The sequence below is a fragment of the Streptomyces sp. NPDC048338 genome (genome assembly GCF_043201055.1).
In the GTDB taxonomy this organism is placed as follows: domain Bacteria; phylum Actinomycetota; class Actinomycetes; order Streptomycetales; family Streptomycetaceae; genus Streptomyces.
Genome location: NZ_JBICYQ010000004.1, coordinates 266,698 through 284,249 on the forward strand (window position 1 = coordinate 266,698; position 17,552 = coordinate 284,249).

Annotated in this window: 12 protein-coding genes and 1 tRNA gene; 10 read left to right on the plus strand and 3 right to left on the minus strand. The window is 72.4% G+C overall.

What is annotated here, in order from left to right:
• The first annotated feature begins 5 nt into the window (after positions 1 to 5).
• The 3 genes from eboE to ACGFZF_RS11540 all read left to right on the plus strand — a co-directional run bounded on the left by eboE (position 6) and on the right by ACGFZF_RS11540 (position 3,710).
• Positions 6 to 1,175: a metabolite traffic protein EboE gene (gene eboE, locus ACGFZF_RS11530; protein ID WP_393553356.1), complete on the plus strand. Its 1,170-nt coding sequence runs from the start codon at positions 6 to 8 to the stop codon at positions 1,173 to 1,175.
• Entirely contained in the window at positions 1,172 to 2,578 is a 1,407-nt protein-coding gene (locus ACGFZF_RS11535) for an alkaline phosphatase family protein (RefSeq protein ID WP_393553358.1), read from the plus strand. The genes eboE and ACGFZF_RS11535 overlap by 4 nt, the downstream gene beginning before the upstream one ends.
• Positions 2,579 to 2,642: 64 nt before the next feature.
• Positions 2,643 to 3,710: a sugar phosphate isomerase/epimerase family protein gene (locus tag ACGFZF_RS11540; protein ID WP_393553360.1), complete on the plus strand. Its 1,068-nt coding sequence runs from the start codon at positions 2,643 to 2,645 to the stop codon at positions 3,708 to 3,710.
• Between the two features lie 45 nt (positions 3,711 to 3,755).
• Here the strand turns inward: ACGFZF_RS11540 and ACGFZF_RS11545 are convergent, their stop codons facing one another.
• Positions 3,756 to 5,057, minus strand: coding sequence for a DUF2254 domain-containing protein (locus ACGFZF_RS11545; protein WP_393553362.1), 1,302 nt, complete (start codon positions 5,055 to 5,057; stop codon positions 3,756 to 3,758).
• 213 nt (positions 5,058 to 5,270) lie between these two features.
• Between ACGFZF_RS11545 and ACGFZF_RS11550 the strand changes: the two genes are divergently transcribed.
• Both ACGFZF_RS11550 and ACGFZF_RS11555 read left to right on the plus strand, forming a co-directional pair.
• Positions 5,271 to 5,358 (plus strand) — tRNA-Leu (locus tag ACGFZF_RS11550).
• A gap of 157 nt (positions 5,359 to 5,515) precedes the next feature.
• The gene (locus tag ACGFZF_RS11555; RefSeq protein WP_393553364.1) at positions 5,516 to 8,299 is read left to right on the plus strand and encodes a SpoIIE family protein phosphatase; all 2,784 of its coding nucleotides are present in this window, start codon (positions 5,516 to 5,518) and stop codon (positions 8,297 to 8,299) included.
• 52 nt (positions 8,300 to 8,351) lie between these two features.
• Here the strand turns inward: ACGFZF_RS11555 and ACGFZF_RS11560 are convergent, their stop codons facing one another.
• Entirely contained in the window at positions 8,352 to 9,191 is an 840-nt protein-coding gene (locus ACGFZF_RS11560) for an ABC transporter substrate-binding protein (RefSeq protein ID WP_393553366.1), read from the minus strand.
• 272 nt (positions 9,192 to 9,463) lie between these two features.
• On the minus strand, positions 9,464 to 10,519 hold the full coding sequence (locus tag ACGFZF_RS11565; protein ID WP_393553368.1) for a glycosyltransferase: 1,056 nt from the start codon (positions 10,517 to 10,519) through the stop codon (positions 9,464 to 9,466).
• A 350-nt stretch (positions 10,520 to 10,869) separates the two neighbouring features.
• Between ACGFZF_RS11565 and ACGFZF_RS11570 the strand changes: the two genes are divergently transcribed.
• The 5 genes from ACGFZF_RS11570 to ACGFZF_RS11590 are packed head-to-tail and all read left to right on the plus strand — an operon-like array spanning position 10,870 to position 17,491.
• Positions 10,870 to 12,339: a sugar transferase gene (locus tag ACGFZF_RS11570; RefSeq protein WP_393553370.1), complete on the plus strand. Its 1,470-nt coding sequence runs from the start codon at positions 10,870 to 10,872 to the stop codon at positions 12,337 to 12,339.
• A 16-nt stretch (positions 12,340 to 12,355) separates the two neighbouring features.
• Positions 12,356 to 13,465, plus strand: coding sequence for a Gfo/Idh/MocA family oxidoreductase (locus tag ACGFZF_RS11575; protein WP_356776610.1), 1,110 nt, complete (start codon positions 12,356 to 12,358; stop codon positions 13,463 to 13,465).
• Positions 13,462 to 15,657 carry an aminotransferase class I/II-fold pyridoxal phosphate-dependent enzyme gene (locus tag ACGFZF_RS11580; protein WP_393553373.1) on the plus strand — a complete coding sequence of 732 codons (2,196 nt, stop codon included), beginning with the start codon at positions 13,462 to 13,464 and terminating at the stop codon, positions 15,655 to 15,657. Before ACGFZF_RS11575 ends, ACGFZF_RS11580 begins: the two co-directional genes overlap by 4 nt.
• The gene (locus tag ACGFZF_RS11585; RefSeq protein WP_393553375.1) at positions 15,654 to 16,379 is read left to right on the plus strand and encodes an acetyltransferase; all 726 of its coding nucleotides are present in this window, start codon (positions 15,654 to 15,656) and stop codon (positions 16,377 to 16,379) included. Before ACGFZF_RS11580 ends, ACGFZF_RS11585 begins: the two co-directional genes overlap by 4 nt.
• Positions 16,376 to 17,491 carry a DegT/DnrJ/EryC1/StrS family aminotransferase gene (locus tag ACGFZF_RS11590; RefSeq protein ID WP_393553377.1) on the plus strand — a complete coding sequence of 372 codons (1,116 nt, stop codon included), beginning with the start codon at positions 16,376 to 16,378 and terminating at the stop codon, positions 17,489 to 17,491. Before ACGFZF_RS11585 ends, ACGFZF_RS11590 begins: the two co-directional genes overlap by 4 nt.
• The last annotated feature ends 61 nt before the right edge of the window (positions 17,492 to 17,552 follow it).

Sequence of the window (17,552 nt, forward strand, 5' to 3'; positions counted from 1 at the left end):
GAACCGTGCGCTTCCGCCACCCCGACGGCTCGACCGTCCACCTCGCCTACTGCACCAACGTCCACCCCGCGGAGACCCTCGACGGCGTCCTCGCCCAACTCCGCGACCACTGCGAGCCGATCCGCCGCCGCCTGGGCCGCGACCGCCTCGGCATCGGACTCTGGCTCGCCCGGGACGCCGTCCACTCCCTCATCACCGACCCCGTCTCGCTCCGCGGCCTGCGCGCCGAGACCGATCGCCGCGGCCTGGAGGTCGTCACCCTCAACGGCTTCCCCTACGAGGGGTTCGGCGCCGAAGCGGTCAAGTACCGCGTCTACCAGCCGGACTGGACCCGCCCCGAACGCCTCGCCCACACCACCGACCTCGCCCGCCTCCTCGCCGCGCTCCTTCCCGACGACATCACCGGGGGATCCGTCTCCACCCTCCCGCTCGCCTGGCGCTCCCCCTTCGACTCCCACGCCGCGGACACCGCCCTCGCCGCCCTGACCACCCTCGCCGAACGCCTCGACGCCCTCGAGGAGCTCACCGGGAAGTCCGTCCGGATCGGACTCGAACCGGAGCCCGGCTGCACCGTCGAGACCACCGCCGACGCCATCGCCCCGCTCACCGCCGTGGCGAGCCCCCGTATCGGCGTCTGTGTCGACACCTGCCACCTCGCCACCTCCTTCGAAGACCCCCGCACCGCCCTGGACGCCCTCGCCGCGGCCGGCATCTCCGTGCCCAAGGCCCAGCTCTCCGCCGCCCTGCATGCCGAGCACCCCCATCTCCCCGACGTGCGCGCCGCACTCGCCGCCTTCGACGAGCCCCGGTTCCTCCACCAGACCCGGACCCGCACCTCCGCCGGACTGCGCGGCACCGACGACCTCGCCGAAGCCCTCGCGGGCCGCACCCTCCCCGACGGCGCCCCCTGGCGCGCCCACTTCCACGTCCCCCTGCACAGCCCTCCCGCCCCGCCGCTCACCTCCACGCTGCCCGTGCTCCGGGACGCGCTCGCCCTCCTCGTCGGCGGACCGCACCCCCGCACCCACCACCTGGAGGTGGAGACCTACACCTGGCAGGCCCTCCCGGCCGCACAACGGCCCCGCACCCGCGCCCGCCTCGCCGACGGCATCGCCGCCGAACTCACGCTGGCCCGGGATCTCCTGACCGAACTCGGCCTCAAGGAACTCCCATGACCGGCCCCCGGAGCGACACCCCGCCCACCCCCCTCCTCGTCCTCGACGTCGTCGGCCTCACCCCCCGGCTGCTGCCCCACATGCCCCGCCTGCAGGCCCTCGCCCGCTCCGGATCCGAAGCCCTCCTCTCCACCGTCCTGCCGGCCGTCACCTGCACCGCCCAGTCCACCTTCCTCACCGGCACGCTCCCCTCCGAGCACGGCATCGTCGCCAACGGCTGGTACTTCCGCGAACTCGGCGACGTCCTGCTCTGGCGCCAGCACAACGGACTCGTGTCCGGCGACCGGATCTGGGACGCGGCCCGCCGCGCCCACCCCGGCTACACCGTCGCCAACATCTGCTGGTGGTACGCCATGGGCGCGGACACCGACATCACCGTCACCCCCCGTCCCGTCTACTACGCGGACGGCCGCAAGGAACCCGACTGCTACACCCGCCCCCCGGCCCTCCACGACGAACTCACCGACGCACTCGGCACGTTCCCCCTCTTCCACTTCTGGGGACCCGGCGCCGACCTCGTCTCCAGCCGGTGGATCATCGATGCCACCCGCCACATCCTGCGCACCCGCCACCCGGACCTGGCCCTCTGCTACGTCCCCCACCTCGACTACGACCTCCAGCGCTACGGCCCCGACGACCCCCGCTCCTTCCGCGCGGCCGCCGAACTCGACGCCGCCCTCGCCCCGCTCCTCGACGACGCCCGTGCCGAAGGCCGCACGGTCGTCGCCCTGTCCGAGTACGGCATCACGCGTGTCAGCCGTCCCGTCGACATCAACCGGGCCCTGCGCCGGGCGGGTCTCCTGGAGGTGCACACCCAGGACGGCATGGAGTACCTGGACCCGATGACCTCCCGCGCCTTCGCGGTCGCCGACCACCAGCTCGCCCACGTCTACGTCCGCGACCACGGCGATCCCGGGGAGATGGCCCGCGTCCGCGACGCCCTCGCGGGCGTCCCCGGCATCGAGCGGCTCCTCGACGACGAAGGCAAGAAGGAGTACGGCCTCGACCACCCCCGCTCCGGGGAGTTCGTCGCCCTCGCCGAGCCCGACGCCTGGTTCACGTACTACTACTGGCTCGACGACGCGAAGGCCCCCGACTTCGCCCAGCTCGTCGAGATCCACCGGAAACCCGGCTACGACCCCGCCGAACTGTTCATGGACCCGCTCGACCCCTACGTCCGGGTCAAGGCGGCCACGGCGATCGCCCGCAAGAAGCTCGGCATGCGCTACCGGCTGGCGGTCGTGCCGCTCGATCCCTCACCTATTCGCGGCAGCCATGGCCGCCTCCCCACGAGCGATGACGAAGGTCCGCTCATTCTGTGCTCCACCCCCCGCGCCGTAAGCGGCCGCGTCGCGGCCACCGATGTGAAATCCCTGCTGCTTCGACTCGCCGGTCTCCACTGACCCGATCCCGGTGCAACGGAATCCAGTGAAGCAGACGAATCCGACAACGAGGAGTTATCCACAGATGAGCCGCATCCCCCGTACGTCCGTGGACCCGGAACTCACCCACAAGCTCAGCCGGCGGGCCATGTTGGGCGTCGCGGCCGGCGCGACCGCCGCCGGCATCCTCGCGGCCGCCGCCCCGGCCGCCTCGGCGGCCGGACCCGCGCCCTCCGCGGCCGACCCCGCCACCCGGGGCAGGGGCCACGGCCGCCCCGTCCTGCCGCCCGGCCGTCTCGGCATCCAGCTCTACTCGCTACGGGACAAGGTCGCCACGCTCGGCTTCGACACGGTCTTCGCCGAGCTCAGGAAGTACGGATACGACGAGGTCGAGTTCGCCGGCTACACCCAGGGTTCGGCAGGAGCCATCACCCTGCCCGAGCTCAGGCGCCTCACCCGCGACCACGGTCTGCGGGCCATCGGCAGCCACGTCGGCTACTACTCCTCCGACCCGAACGCCTACACCTTCGCCCAGAACCTCACCCGGGTCCTCGACGACGCCCAGGCCCTCGGCCTCCCGCACATCGGCACGGCCTCGGGCCCCTGGCGCTACGGCAGCACCGTCGACGGCTGGAAGCGCTGCGCCGAGGAGTTCAACCGGTACGGCGCCGAGGCGAAGAAGCGCGGCATGAAGTTCTACCAGCACAACCACGCCGAGGAGTTCTCCTTCGCCACCGACCGCCCCGACGTCCGCCTCTACGACGTCCTGCTCGCCGAGACCGACCCCGAGCTCGTCCATCTCGAACTCGACATCTACTGGGCGTACGTGGCCCAGTTCCGCTTCTCCCGCCGCGTCGACGGCACCCCGGCCCCCTTCGACCCGCTGGACTACGTCCTGCGCCAGCCCCACCGGTACCCGCTCTTCCACGTCAAGGACGGCGAGCACGACGACTCGGTCCGCGACGGCTACCGGATGTCGGACGTCGGCGACGGGGACATCGACTACCAGCGCTTCATCTCCGCGGTGAACCGCACCCGCCACGGGCGCAACGCCCACCACTGGCAGGCCGAGCACGACAACCCCGTCGAGTCCTTCGCCTTCGCCCGCAAGTCCAGCGCCCACCTCCACTCCCTGCGCGAGAAGGACTGCTGACCGAAGGGCCCGGGGCCGCGGAGGCCCCGGGCCCCCGGCCCCGGATCAGCCGATCCCCTGACGATCGGCCTTCAGGGCGAAGTCCCGGTCGGCCGGCTCCGGGATCGTGCGCTCCACCAGCTGCACCAGGAGCGTGCGATGCCGCAGGAGCGGCTGACGGCGCTCGGCGGGTACCAGCGAGAGCAGATCGTCCAGACCCGCGAGGAGCCGGCGGATCACCTGCGGGTTGCCCTCCGCGCAGGCCCGGACCTCGGCGAACCCCAGGTCCACCAGATCCGTCCACCCCGGCACCTCCTGGACCAGCCGGACCGCGCCCTTGCGGTCGCGATGGCGGACCGTGCCCAGCGGGCGGTCCGCGAGCGCCGAGAGGAACTGGGTGGTCCGGTCCAGGCACTGCACGGCCGTCGTCGGATCGTTCACGGAGGAGGAGAGGGCCCGCAGCGCGATGTCGGAGAGCTGCCGCAGCCCGAAGGAGAGGTCCTGGTAGAACGACCGCTCGATGCCGACCGACACGGCCGAGGACAGCAGGCGGGGCACCTGCCCGTCACCGTGGACGGCCAGGATCCGGGTACCCGGCAGGACGAAGTCGCCGATGCGGGGGATCAGCCGCAGCACCACCCCGTGCCGCCGGGCGGCCCGCACCAGCAGCGCGACGTTCACGTCGCGCAGCACGCCCGCCCGGCCCCGGTGGGTGAGGAATTCCGTCGCCGGCCCGAGGTCCTCGACCACGCCCTCGTACCGGGGCTGCTTCGCGAGGACCCGGAACGCCTCGCTCGTGATCAGGTCCACCACGTGTCCCACCCGCATCAGCCGCAGCGTGGTGTTCACGTACGCCACGAAGAGCAGCAGGCTCAGCCCCAGCATGAGGAGCGTCAGGATCGACTGCACCAACGGCACGGCCGTGACGCGCTCGGGGTCGGTCTCGCCCTCGTACGCGGCGAGGACCAGCAGGGAGAGCAGGAACGTCGCCAGGAAGACGGAGAAGGTCGCCTTGGTGATCCGGCTCCGGATGAACATCGGCACCACCCGGGGGCTGAGCTGCCCACTGGCCATCTGCAGGGCGACCAGGGAGATCGAGAACACCACGCCGATGAAGGTCATCATCGCCGAGCTGATCGTCGTCACGATCGTCTTCGCGTCCTCGGCGATCTTGATCAGGTCGGCGACGTCGTCGTAGGCCTGCTCGCCCTGGAGGTACTCGACGAGGGCCCGGTCCAGCTCGTCGGCCACGACCCACAGCACGAAGACGGCGACCATGGCGGCGACCGGCGCGAACCAGAACGTGTCCCTCAGGTGCTCCCGCAGCGGCGTCAGGATCCGGGGTCTGCGGTACTCGGAGTAGCTCACCCGGGCAGGCTAGGGGGCCGAACGCCGAGAAACGCACACTCCGTAGGGGAATCGCCACATTCTGTACGCCTGGCGGTGCAACGCGTCCGTGATCAAGGCCGTCGGGGCCGCCGCACCGCACTGACCACGGAAAACGTGGGTGAAAGCCACCTCGAACCCCTGGTAGAGTTATCCATGTCGCCGCGGGAAACACCCCAAAGCGGCAGACACCTGGTCCGGGTGGCGGAATGGCAGACGCGCTAGCTTGAGGTGCTAGTGCCCTTTATCGGGCGTGGGGGTTCAAGTCCCCCCTCGGACACCAGCGGGAACGATCGCGATCGTTCCCCATGCGTTCACGAATTACCGGTGAGTCATGTGACTCGCCGGTAATTTTGCGTTCCGGAGCTCTCCCGCCCCACCGGACCGGCCCGGGCCCGTCCTGAGCCGCGCCCTCCGGATCGGTCGCTGATACTGGGAAAATGGGCAAACTCGGGCGATACGTCCCAGCGAGCCGCCGGCGCGACCGCGTGCCACCGGAGGCCGGGCCGCCGGAAGCCGGCCCGAAGACCCGTCACCGTTCGGCCGGTCGGCGTGTGCCGTGGTTGCGGTTGCCGCGCAGCGTCGCCGGTCAGGTCTTCCTGCTGCAACTGGGCGTCGTCCTGCTCCTCATCGCCACGGCCGTGCTGGTGCTCGTGATCCAGGACCGGAACCGCGCGATCCAGGAAGCCGGCGACCGGTCGCTGGTGGCGGCCGAGTCGTTCGCGAACGCCCCCGGCACCGCGGAGGCGATGCAGAGCGACGACCCGACGGCGGAACTCCAGCCACATGCCGAGGTGGTGCGCAAGAAGACCGGCGTCGACTACGTCGTGGCGCTGAGCCCCTACGGCTTCCGATGGACCCACCCGGACCCCGACCAGATCGGGAAGCACGTCTCCACGTCCTACGGCCAGGCGCTCGAAGGAGAGCCCCACCAGACCACGTTCGACAGCAGCCTGGGGAAGGCGGTCGACTCGACGGTGGCCGTCTTCGACGAGAAGGGGAACGCGGTGGGCCTCGTCACCGTGGGGGTCACGGTGGACAAGGTGACCAGCGTGGTGCAGCACCAACTGCCGGTGATCTTCGCCGCCGGCGGAGTCGCGCTGCTGCTGGCCGCGGGTGGGTCGGCGCTGGTCAGCGGGCGTCTGCGGCGCCAGACCCGGGGTCTGGGGCCGGTGGAGATGACCCGCATGTACGAGCACCACGACGCGGTGCTGCACGCCGTCCGTGAGGGCGTGATCATTCTGGACGGTGACGGAAGGCTGCTGCTGGTCAACGACGAGGCGCGCCGGCTGCTCGCACTGCCGCCGGAGGCCGAGGGCAGGCCGGTCACCGGACTCGGGCTGAGCCCGGCCCTGGCGGAACTGCTGGCATCGGGCCGGGCGGCCACGGACGAGGTCTTCCTGGCCGGGGACATCCTGCTCGCGGTCAGCGTGCGGCCGGTGGTCGGCCCGCAGGGGGGCAGTGTGGCCACCCTGCGGGACACCACGGAGCTGCGCGCCCTCGCGGGCCGGGCGGACGTGGCGGGTGGGCGCCTGCAACTGCTCTACGAGGCCAGTACGCGCATCGGTACGACGCTCGACATGGAGCGCACCGCCGAGGAGCTGACCGAGGTGGCGGTCCCGCGCTTCGCCGACTTCGCCACCGTCGAGCTGGCGGAGTCCGTGTTGCAAGGGGGCGAACCGACGGGGGCGAGCATGGAGTTGCGCCGTGTCGCAATCGAGGGCATCCGGGACGACGTGCCCCTCTACCCCGTCGGGAGGCGTATGAACTACGCGCCCGGCAACCCCGTGGCCATCGGGATGGCCACCGGCCGGCCGGTCCTGGTGGCTGATCTCGCCCTGGCCGACGGATGGCGGGTCCAGAACCCGGAGCGGGCCCGGAAGGTCATCGAATTCGGTGTCCACTCCATGATCTCGGTGCCGCTCCGGGCCCGAGGCCAATTGCTCGGGGTCGTGGAGTTCTGGCGTTCGGAGCAGGACCCCTTCGAGCCGGACGACCTGTCGCCCGCCGAGGAACTCGCCGCCCGGGCGGCCGTGTGCATCGACAACGCGCGCCGGTACACCCGCGAGCACACCACGGCCGTCACCCTCCAGCGCAGCCTGCTGCCCGGCGCACTCCCCGAGCTGTCCGCCCTGGAGGTCGGGCACCGGTACCTGCCCGCCCAGGCGGGGGTGGGAGGCGACTGGTACGACGTCATCCCGCTGCCGGGGGCCCGGGTGGCCCTGGTGGTCGGCGACGTCGTCGGACACGGTCTGCACGCCGCCGCGACGATGGGTCGCCTGAGGACCGCGGTGCACAACTTCGCCGCCCTGGACCTGCCTCCGGACGAGCTTCTCGCGCACCTGGACGACCTGATCACCCGGATCGACCAGGACGCGGCGGCCGAGGGCGAGACCGAGTCCGTCACCGGTGCCACCTGCCTGTACGCGGTCTACGATCCGGTCTCCGGGCGGTGCGTTCTCGCCCGGGCCGGTCATCCCGGCCCGGCGCTGGTCTCGCCCGACGGCTCCGTGACCTTCCCCGACATCCCCGTCGCCCCGCCACTCGGCGTGGGAGGCGGTCTGCCCGTCGAGACCGCCGTGCTCCGGCTGGCCGCCGACAGCCGGCTGGTCCTCTACACCGACGGCCTCGTCGAGGCCCGCGGCCGTGACATCGACACCGGGCTCGGCATGCTGAGCGAGGCGCTCGCCCACACGGACGGCGCCACCCCGGACGACACCTGCCGGGCGGTGCTCGACGCGATGCTGGGCACCGGGTCGAGTGACGACGTCGCCCTGCTCGTCGCACGGACCCGCCTGCTCGACCCGGAGCAGGTCGAGGAGTGGGAGGTGCCCGACGATCCCGCCGCCGTCTCCCGGATCCGCGCCGAGGCGACCCGCAGGCTGGAATCCTGGGGGCTCGGCGAGGCCGCCTTCACGACCGAGCTGATCCTCAGCGAACTCGTGACGAACGCCATCCGGTACGGGGCGAGCCCCATCAGCCTGCGGCTGCTGCGCGACGGCGACAGCCTGATCTGCGAGGTCGCCGACGGCACCAGCACCTCCCCGCACCTGCGCCGCGCGGCCTTCACCGACGAGGGGGGCCGTGGTCTGTTCCTCGTCGCTCAGATGTCCCGCCGCTGGGGGACCCGGTACACCGACCGAGGCAAGATCATCTGGGCTGAGCAGGCGCTCGGCGCCGGAGGCGCCGGGGACCTGACCGGTCTCCTGATGGCGGACCTGTGACGCGGGACGGAGACCGGACCGGCGCCCCGAGGTGTCCGCCCGCCCGGAGCGTTCAGGAGCTCTCCTGGACCGTGAAGTACGGGATCTTGGCCGGGTCCTGGCCGAACGCGGCCCCGAGATAGACGGCCGACAGCTTGGTGAGCGTTCCGTCGTCGATCAGCTGCCTGATGATCCGGTCCAGCTCGTCCCGGTTGGCCGACCCCTTCGGGTACAGGGCTCCGTATCCCTGGTCGGTCCTGTACTGGCCGACGAGGCGCACCCTGCTCTCCCGCTTCTGGGGATAGGCCAGCAGGATCGTCGTGTCGTGGACGACCGCGTCGATGCGGCCCTCCTCCAGCGCCGTGACCAGCTCCGGGTCGTTGGCGAAGGCGGTCGCGGGCCTGGTCGGCTTGAGGATCTTCCCGACGAACTCCTCGCCCGTGGTGCCCTCGGCCACCCCGATGCGGACGTCGCGGATGTTGTCCTCGCCGATCTTCTCGCCGTCCCTGATCAGCACGCCCAGGGTCGAGGAGAGGTAGGGCGGGGAGAAGTCGGCGACCTTGCTCCGTTCCGGGGTGATCGTGATCTGCGCCAGGGCCAGGTCGAAGTCCGTGGTCCGGCCGGACACGACCTCCGGGAAGGGGGCGTTCACCACCTTCACCCGGTCGAGTCCGGACCGGTACGCGATATTGGCGGCCATGCAGTACTCGTAGCCGCTCTTGATGGAGTCCGGTGTGCTGCCGTTCCACCAGCCGGGCGCGGGCAGGGTCGTCTTGACCGTGAGGGCGCCCGCCGTCCTGGGGGACAGCTGGAACTCCCCGTGATGTCCCGAGATCGGACAGTCGCCGTACTGGGCGTTCGACGACTTCGACCCGCCGTCGTCGCAAGCCGATGTCGTGACGATGAGCGCCACGCTGACAGCCAGAGAGACGAGCGCTGCCGCGGCGCGCATCATTGCACCTCCGGTAGGGGGCGTACTCCTTGAGTCACCATAAATCACCCCGAACCATACGACTGCCCGAGCCACGTGGGAGGACCGCGGGGCGCGGGCCGGGTCGCCCGCCTTCCGGCGGTGTCGCAGTGGCCGTCCGGAAGCGCGGGCCGTGTCCCGGTCGTGCCGCGCCCCCCCGCCGGGCGGTACGGGGCCCGGCGGCCACGCGCCGGGCCCCGTCGTCTCCGCCGCCCTCAGCCCTGCCGGCTGCTCTCGTCGCGCAGCCAGGTGTGGAAATCGCCCGCCCGGATCGCCTTCTTCGCGCCCCTCCGCGCGGAGACCGCCGCAGCCACGAAGACGAGGACGGACGGCAGCAGCCGGGGCTCGGCGCGCAGCAGCGCGCGGAGGTCGCCCATGCTGGTGCGCGCCGACGGGCGGTCCGCCGGTCGGCCGGGTGAGGCCTCCCCTGTCGGTGCGGGGTCCGCGGCCGCCTCGTTCCGTGCCGCACGCTCCTGCTCGCTCTCCAGCTGGGCCGTCGACGTGGCCGCCCGGACGCGCCGGCGGATCAGGTCGGACCAGGTCCGCGGCGGGTGGACCACGACGCGGGCCGCGTCGACCACCGTCCGCTCCTCGGGTCCGAAGGCGAGCGAGGCGGCCAGGTCGTCGGCCATCAGGGGAGGCAGTGCGGCGATACGGGCATGGCCGGCCCCGGACATCGCGATCACCCCTCGCCCGAACAGTCCCTCCCGTACCGCGGGCAACCGCTGCCACACGCGGTAGTACGCGCGCACACGCCAGCCGCAGCCGGTCATCGGCAGATGCCGCTCCGGGGCCGCGGCCAGTTTGGCGTCCGGGCCGTCGAGGGCCGCCGCGAGGGCCCGGGCGTCGGCCGCTCCGAGGACCACGTCCGCGTCCACGTACAACCGGGGGAAGCCGCGCGCGTGCTCGTCGCCGGCGCGCAGCGCGGCGTGCTTCGAGGGGACCGGTATCTCGACCACGCGGACCCGCGCCCCGCGGGCGGCGGCCACGCCCGCCGTGTCGTCCGTGCAGCCGTTGCACACGACGACGATGTCGAAGTCGTCCGCGGAGGGCCGGTCCGGGGCCGCGGGTGCGAGTGAGGGGGCGGACGGGTCGTCGGCGGCGGAACCGGAACGGTCGGGTCTGTCGGTGGGAGCAGCAGGAGCGGCGGAATCACCGGAAGCGGAGGGATCGGAGGACCCGGAAGGACCGCCCGCCTCGGCCAGGAGCGAGTCCAGGAGTCGGCCGAGTGTGCGCTCTTCGTTGTGGGCAGGGATCACGATGCTGGGCACCGGGCCAGTATGACGAATGCACGCCACGCTCACAGTTTCTTTGACGCTTGGTGGGAGTTTTCCACAACTCCTTCATGACCTGCCCCACTTGCTCTAGATTGAGCGCTGCCGGATCCGCGCGGACGCGAGCACCCCTCGCGACGGGTGGATTCTGCGTCGTTGTGCGGACTCCGGTCGCGGGGGGGCTTCTTGCGATCGGTTCGCACCGTTTGGTCAGGCGGAAGACCCGCGTTCCCTCGACGCGCCATCAATGCCCGTCCTCCACCCCGCGAGTTGTGCGCTCGCACGGGCGGGACATGGGGCACGGGTGGCTCAACGGGGTACGCGCGAAGCGCCCTTGGGGGGAATGGATGACCGTCCTGCCGGTCACACATGAGCGGCATCGTGTTGAATCCACACACTTCGACGTCCACCGGCTGTGGTGGAAACGGAGACATCAGATCGGCCTGCTGGTCGCGGACCTGGTCGCGGCCTCCGCTGCCTCGCTGCTGGTCCTGGAGGCGGTCGGACGCTGGCACGTGGTCCTCGGACTGCCGCCGGCCTGGATCGCGATGATGTACGGCCACCAGGCCTACGAGCACAGCTCGCTGGGGGCCGGGAGCGAGCTGTACCGGCGAGTGCTGCGCGGCGCCCTCGTGCTGCCGGCCCTCGCCGCGGCCATCGGCTGGGGCATGGCCGGTGACCTCGACCTGCTGCACGACATGATCCTGGCGGCTCCGCCGACGGCCCTGCTGGCCCTGGCCGCCCGGTTCGTGATGCGCCGCTGGCTGCACCGGCGCTGGGCCCAGGGCCGGCACCGCACCACGGCGGTCCTGGTCGGGTCCTCGGCCTCCGCCGTCGAACTGGTCGAGGCGCTCTGGCGCCGCGGCCAGGGCTTCGCGCCGATGGGTCCCGACCTTCGGGGCCTCGACATCGCCGGGGTGTGCCTGACCGACCCGGGGAACGCGCCGGTCGTCGCCGAGCTGGGGATTCCGGTGCTCGGCGGGGTCGCGGACGTGCCCGGGGCGATCCGCGCCCACGGCGGTACGGCCCTGGTGGTCCTGCCGACCTCCGAGATCGACGCGGCCCAGCTGCGCCGGCTCGCGTGGACCGCCGACGCCGCGGGCTGCGACTTCCTGCTGGCCCCCGCCCTGGGCGAGACGGCCGTCGCCCGGGTCGCGGTCCGGCCGGTCGGAGGCGTGCCCATGGTCCAGGTCCGGGCACCCCGGCTGTCGCGGACCGCCCGGCTGCCCAAGGAGTTCGCGGAGCGGCTCGTCGCCGCGACCCTCCTGCTGCTCCTCGCACCGCTGCTGTGCGTGGTCGCGGTGACGATCCGGCTCGGGAGCAACGGCCCCGCGCTGTTCCGGCAGAGCCGCGTGGGGCTCCACGGAAAACACTTCACCATGCTGAAGTTCCGCACCATGCGGCCCGACGCGGAGGCGTGCCGGGCGGAACTGGAGCACGCCAACCACAACAGCGACGGTCTGCTGTTCAAGATGCGGGACGATCCGCGCGTCACCCGCGTGGGCGCCACGCTCCGCCGCTACTCGATCGACGAACTGCCGCAGCTGATCAATGTCCTGAGCGGCCGGATGTCGCTGATCGGGCCGCGCCCGCCGCTGCCCGAGGAGGTGGCCGGCTACGGCCACGAGGTCCGGCGCCGGCTGCTCGTCAAACCGGGGCTCACCGGTCTGTGGCAGGTGAGCGGACGCTCGGACCTGCCGTGGGACGAGGCGGTCCGGCTCGACCTGGCGTACGTCGACAACTGGTCCCTCGGACTGGACGCGTCGATTCTGCTGCGCACCGGCCCCGCCGTGATGCGCGGAACGGGGGCTTACTGAAATGAAGGGGAACAAAGTGAAGGACGTGGATCGGCCCGACGAGCGGCTCGGAGTCGCGGTCGTGGGCGCCGGCTACTGGGGACCCAACCTCGTGCGCAACTTCCAGGCCAGCGACCGCTTCCTGCTGCGCTGGCTCTGCGACCTGGACGTCACACGCGCCCAGCGGGTCCTCGGCGGATACTCCACCGTCCAGGCGACCGACGACTTCGAGGCGGTGCTCGCCGACCCCTCCGTGGACGCCATCGCCGTCGCGACCCCGGCCGGAACGCACCTGGACGTCGCCCTGGCCGCGCTGCGCGCCGGCAAGCACGTGCTGGTCGAGAAGCCGCTGGCGACCACCTACGCCGACGGCGCGCGCCTGGTCGCCGAGGCCGAGGAGCGCGGCCTGACCCTGATGTGCGACCACACCTACTGCTACACCCCGGCCGTCGGCCGGATCCGCGAGCTGGTGCACTCGGGCGAGCTGGGCGAGATCCACTACGTCGACTCGGTCCGGATCAACCTCGGGCTGGTCCAGAAGGACGTCGACGTGCTGTGGGACCTCGCCCCGCACGACCTGTCGATCCTCGACTTCATCCTCCCCGAGCACGTGGAGCCGGTCGCGGTCGCCGCGCACGGCGCCGACCCGATCGGCGCGGGCCAGGACTGCATCGCCTACCTGACCCTCCAGCTCAACACCGGCGCCATCGCCCACGTGCACGTCAACTGGCTGTCGCCCACCAAGGTGCGCACCACCATGGTCGGCGGCGCCAAGCGCACCCTGATCTGGGACGACCTGAACCCGGCCCAGCGGGTCGCCGTCTTCGACCGGGGCGTCGACCTGGCGACCCCGCAGGAACTCGGCGCGGACGAGCGGCGCCAGGCGCTCATCTCCTACCGCAGCGGCGACATGGTCGCGCCCGCGATCGGGGAGAAGGAGGCCCTGCGCAGCATGGTCGACGAGTTCGCCGCCGCGATCCGCGAGCGCAGGGCGCCGCTGACCGACGGGCGGGCGGGCCTGCGCGTCCTGGACATTCTCGAGGCGGCGTCGCGGAGCCTTGAGTTCCGCGGCGCGGTCGTCGGGCTGCGGACCGGCGCCGGCCGGTCCCTTCGTACGGTGAACGATTCTGTGGGGGAACGGCGTTGAGCGATATTCGCGGTAAGAAGGTCCTGGTCACCGGCGGTGCCGGCACGATCGGCTCCCATGTGACCGACCTTCTCGTGGCGGGGGGCGCGCGGGAGATCGTCGTCCTCGACAACTTCGTCCGGGGACGCCGGGCCAATCTCGCGCGGGCCCTGGAGAGCGGCGTCGTCGACCTCGTCGAGGGGGACATCCGCGACGCGGCCACGGTCCACCGGGTCACCGAGGGCGCCGATCTCGTCTTCCACCTCGCCGCCATCCGCATCACCCAGTGCGCGGAGGAGCCCCGCCTCGCCAACGAGGTCATGGTGGACGGCACGTTCAACGTGCTGGAGGCGGCCGCCGCCGCCGGAGTGGGCAAGGTGATCGCCTCGTCCTCCGCCTCCGTCTACGGCCTGGCGGAGACCTTCCCCACGACCGAGCGCCACCACCCGTACAACAACGACACGTTCTACGGCGCGGCCAAGGCCTTCAACGAGGGCATGCTGCGCAGCTTCCACGCCATGTACGGCCTGGACTACGTGGCGCTGCGCTACTTCAACGTGTACGGACCGCGGATGGACATCCACGGCCTGTACACCGAGGTCCTGATCCGCTGGATGGAGCGGATCGAGGCGGGCGAGCCGCCGCTGATCCTCGGCGACGGCACCCAGACGATGGACTTCGTCGACGTCCGGGACATCGCCAGGGCCAACCTGCTCGCCGCGCAGTCGGACCTCACCGACGAGGTGTTCAACGTCGCGAGCGCGACCGAGACCTCGCTGCGGGAACTCGCCCTGAACCTCCTTGAGGTGATGGGCTCCGACCTGGAACCGGTGCACGGCCCCGCCCGCGCCGTGAACGGTGTGACCCGCCGGCTCGCGGACACCTCGCAGGCCGAACAGCGCCTCGGCTTCAAGGCGGAGATCGACCTGCGGACCGGCCTGAAGGACCTGGTCGACTGGTGGCGGTCCGAGCGCGCCGCCGGGTCCGCCCCGGCCACCGCGACCGCCCCCGCGCCGACCGTCACGGCACCCGTGGCCGAGCCGGAGGAGGCCCCCGCCGCGTCTCCGGCCTCCGGCCCGGCCCGTACGCCGGTGATGGTGCCGTGGCTCGGCGAGGAGGAGGCGGAGGCCGCGGCCGAGGCCGTACGTTCCGGCTGGGTCGCCCAGGGCCCGCGGGTCGCCGCCTTCGAGAAGGCGTTCGCCGAGCGGGTGGGCGCCGCGCACGCCGTCGCGGTCAGTTCCTGCACGACGGCCCTGCACCTCGCCCTGCTCGCCCTCGACCTGGGGCCGGGCGACGAGGTCGTGGTCCCGTCGCTGTCGTTCATCGCCACCGCCAACGCCGTGCGCTACGTCGGCGCGGAGCCCGTCTTCGCCGACGTCGACCTCGACACCGGCAACCTCACCGCCGACACCGTGGACGCGGTCCGCACCCCGCGGACCAAGGCGGTCGTCCTGGTGCACCAGGGCGGCGTGCCCGCCGACGTCCGGGCCGTACGGGCCGCGTGCGCCGGCTGGGACCTGCCGGTGGTGGAGGACGCGGCCTGCGCCATCGGCTCCACCGTCGACGGCGCGTCCGTCGGACGCGGGGCCCTGCTCGCCGCCTGGTCCTTCCATCCGCGCAAGCTCCTCACCACCGGCGAGGGCGGGATGGTGACCACGGACGACGCCGCCTGGGCGGCCCGTCTGCGGCGGCTGCGCGAGCACGGCATGAACGTCTCCGCCGCCGAGCGCCACGCCAGCGGGAAACCGGTGCTGGAGAACTACCTGGAGACCGGCTTCAACTACCGGATGACCGACATCCAGGCCGCGGTCGGACTGGTGCAGCTCGGCAAGCTGGACGCGATGGTGGCACGCCGCCGCGCTCTGGCCGCCCGCTACGGCGAACTGCTGCACGGCATCCCCGGCCTGCGGCCGGTCAGCGACCCCGGCCACGGTCAGGGCAACTTCCAGTCCTACTGGGTGCTGCTCGCCGAGGACTTCCCGGTGGGCCGCGACGAGCTCCTCGCCGTCCTCGCCGAGGCCGGGATCTCCGCCCGCCGCGGCATCATGGCGTCGCACCTGGAGCCCGCCTACGCGGGGCATCCGGCGGCACCCCTGCCGGTGACCGAGCGGATCAGCCGCGACTCGCTGATCCTGCCGCTGTTCCACACCATGACCGAGGTCCAGCAGGACCGGGTGGTCGAGGTGCTGCGGGAAGCGGCGGGCCGCGCGTGAACGACCTGGTCATCATCGGCGCGGGCGGTCTCGCACGGGAGACCGCCCAGGCCGTGCGGGACGCCGGAGCCGGCGGCCACCGGCTGCTCGGCCACCTCGACGACGACCCGGCGCTGCACGGCGTCGAGGTGGACGGCGTGCCCGTGCTCGGAGGCTGCGACCTGGCGCGCGAACTGCCGCACGCGTCCTTCGTGGTCTGTGTCGGCAGCCCGCGCGACTACGCCGCGCGGGCCCGCCTGGTACGACGGCTCGGCCTGCCGGCCGACCGCTACGCCACGGTGGTGCACCCCAGTGCCGTCGTGCCCGCCGGCTGCACGGTGGGCCCGGGCTCGGTGATCCTCGCGCAGACCGTCCTCACCGCCGCGGTGCGGGTGGGCAGCCATGTCGCGGTGATGCCGCAGACCGTCCTCACCCACGACGACGAGGTCGGGGACTACTGCACCCTCGCCTCCGGGGTCCGGCTCGGCGGCGGTGCCCGGCTGGAGCCGGGCGCGTACCTCGGGGCCGGGTCCCTGGTCCGCGAGTACACGACGATCGGCGCCTGGTCGCTGGTCGGCATGGGCAGCACCGTTCTGGCCGACGTGCCGCCCGGCGAGGTCTGGGTCGGCAGCCCGGCCCGCCGGCTGCGCGCGGCGAACCCCGCGGCGCTGGAACAACTCCGGTCGGACGACACCGACGCCCTCGCGCAGCAGGCCGAGGCAAGGGAAGTGAAGGGCAGATGAACCAGATACCGCTGGTCGACCTCAAGGCGGCCCACTCCGAAGTCGCCGACGAGGTCCGGGAGGGCTTCGACCGCGTCCTGGCCGGTACCGCCTTCATCGGCGGCGAGGAGGTGCGGGAGTTCGAGCGCGAGTACGCCGCATTCGCCGGCGTCGCCCACTGCGTCGGCGTCGCCAACGGCACGGACGCACTGGAGCTGGCCCTGCGCGCGAGCGGCGTCGGGCCGGGCGACGAGGTCGTCCTGCCCGCCAACACCTTCATCGCCACCGCCGGCGCCGTGGCCCGGACGGGCGCCCGCCCCGTGCTCGTCGACTGCGACCCCGACAGTCTGCTGATCGACACGCAGGCCGCGCTCGACGCGGTCGGCCCCGCCACCCGCGCGGTGGTACCGGTCCACCTGTACGGGCAGAGCGCCGACGCCGCGCGGCTGGCGGCCGGTGTGCCGGACTCCGTCCGCGTCGTCGAGGACGCGGCCCAGAGCCAGGGCGCCACCCGGGACGGCCGTCAGGCCGGCAGCGGCGGCATCGCCGCCACCAGCTTCTATCCGGGCAAGAACCTGGGCGCGTACGGCGACGCGGGCGCGGTGCTCACCGACGACCCCGAGGCGGCGGCCGTCGTCCGGGCGATCGCCAACCACGGCGGCGTCCAGAAGTACCGGCACGACCTGCCCGGGTTCAACAGCCGGCTCGACGGGCTGCAGGCCGTCGTCCTGCGCGCGAAGCTGCGCCGGCTGGCCGCCGGGAACGAGGCCCGGCGGACGGCCGCGGCGCGCTACGACGAGCTGCTCGCGCCGCTCGCCGACGCGGGCCGCCTCGTGCGGCCGACGACGGTCGACGGAAACGTGCACGTGTGGCACCTGTACGTGGTCCGCGTCGCCGGGGCCGACCGGGACGAGGTGGTGGGCAAACTCAACGCGAGCGGCATCGGCGCGGGCGTGCACTACCCGACCCCGGTCCACCTGACGCCCGCCTACCGCTCCCTCGGGCACCACCGCGGGGACTTCCCGCACGCCGAACGCGCGGCCGACGAGATCCTCTCGCTGCCGCTCTTCCCGCAGATCACCCCCGACCAGCAGCAGCAGGTCGTGGATGCGCTGGCGGGCGCACTGAGCTGACGCTCACCCTCACCACCCCCGGCCGGTAGGCCAGGACCTGTACTGCCCTGAAAGGTACAGC